The 1,378-nt window shown below is 69.9% G+C and carries 1 protein-coding gene and 1 pseudogene; both read left to right on the plus strand.

Annotated elements, in window-relative coordinates:
• A pseudogene (locus tag DBR23_RS31870) lies at positions 1–542 on the plus strand (DUF58 domain-containing protein); the annotation flags it as partial.
• Between the two features lie 55 nt (positions 543–597).
• Positions 598–1,378, plus strand: a 781-nt coding sequence (locus DBR23_RS26215) for a VWA domain-containing protein (protein ID WP_108500052.1), incomplete at its 3' end; no start/stop codon positions are given.

Below are 1,378 nucleotides of genomic sequence, written 5' to 3' on the forward strand. Positions count from 1 at the left end.
GCGCCCATGTGCTGCACCTGGTGCACAAACTGCTGCCGTCCAAAACCCCGGTGCCACCGCACAAGACGGGTGGCGGCGCCACCGAACTGCACCGGCTGCTGCAGACCGGCCTGGCCACGCTCAAGCGCCGGTCCACGGTGTTTGTGGTGTCCGACTTCATCAGCGCGCCCGGCTGGGAAAAGCCCCTGGCCCAGCTGGCCCAGAGGCATGACGTGGTGGCCGTGCGCCTGCTCGACCCGCTGGAGCTGGAGCTGCCCGACGTGGGCCTGGTCACACTGCGCGATGCCGAAAGCGGCGAGCAACTGCAGGTGGACACGCACGACGCGGGCTTTCGCCGCCGCTTTGCCCAGCTGGCCGCCGACCGCGAGGCCGCGCTGCGTGAAGGCCTGACGCGCGCAGGTGCCGACACGCTGGAGCTGTGCACCGACGACGACCTGGTCGACGCCCTGCTGCGCTTCATGGACCTGCGCCAGCGCCGGGTGCGGGCGCACAGCCACCCCCTCGTCCCCGCATCGGCATCCGCAACGGCTGCCGCCGCCTGACTGATCGATTGATCACCCGCCGCACACGCTGTACTCGCCACCAAGGACACACACCATGGTTTTTCTCTGGCCCACCCTGCTCTGGCTGCTGCTGGCTGTGCCCCTCTTGGTACTGCTGTACTGGTGGCTCCTGCACCGGCGCAAGAAGACAGCGCTGACCTACTCCAGCCTGTCCCTGGTGCGCGAGGCCATGGGCCCGGGCCAGCACCTGCGCCGCCACATCCCACCCGCGCTGTTCCTGCTGGCCCTGGTGGCGCTGCTGCTGGCCGCCGCGCGCCCGCTAGCCGTCATCACCCTGCCCTCGCAGGACCAGACCATCATGCTGGCCATGGACGTGTCGGGCAGCATGCGCGCCGCCGATGTGGAGCCCGACCGCATCACCGCCGCCCAGAACGCCGCCAAGGCCTTCATTGCCGACCTGCCGCGCCATGTGCGCGTGGGCATCGTGGCCTTTGCGGGCAGCGCCCAGCTGGCCCAGCTGCCCACCCAGAGCCGTGAAGACCTGGTGAAAGCCATCGACAGCTTCCAGCTGCAGCGCGGCACGGCCACGGGCAACGGCATCATGCTGTCCCTGGCCACCATCTTTCCCGATGCGGGCATCGACATCGCCGCTCTGGGCGGCCGCCAGGCCATGCGCCCGAAGCCCATCGAAGAGCTGGGCAAGCAACAGGACCCCGCCAAGACGTTCACGCCCGTGGCCCCAGGCTCGTACAACTCGGCCGCCATCATCATGCTGACGGACGGCCAGCGCACCACGGGCGTGGACCCACTGGAAGCCGCCAAGTGGGCGGCCGACCGGGGGGTGCGGGTGTACACGGTGGGGGTGGGCACAGTGC

It is taken from the genome of Acidovorax sp. HMWF018, from assembly GCF_003061035.1.
Classification (GTDB): Bacteria; Pseudomonadota; Gammaproteobacteria; order Burkholderiales; family Burkholderiaceae_C; genus Acidovorax; species Acidovorax delafieldii.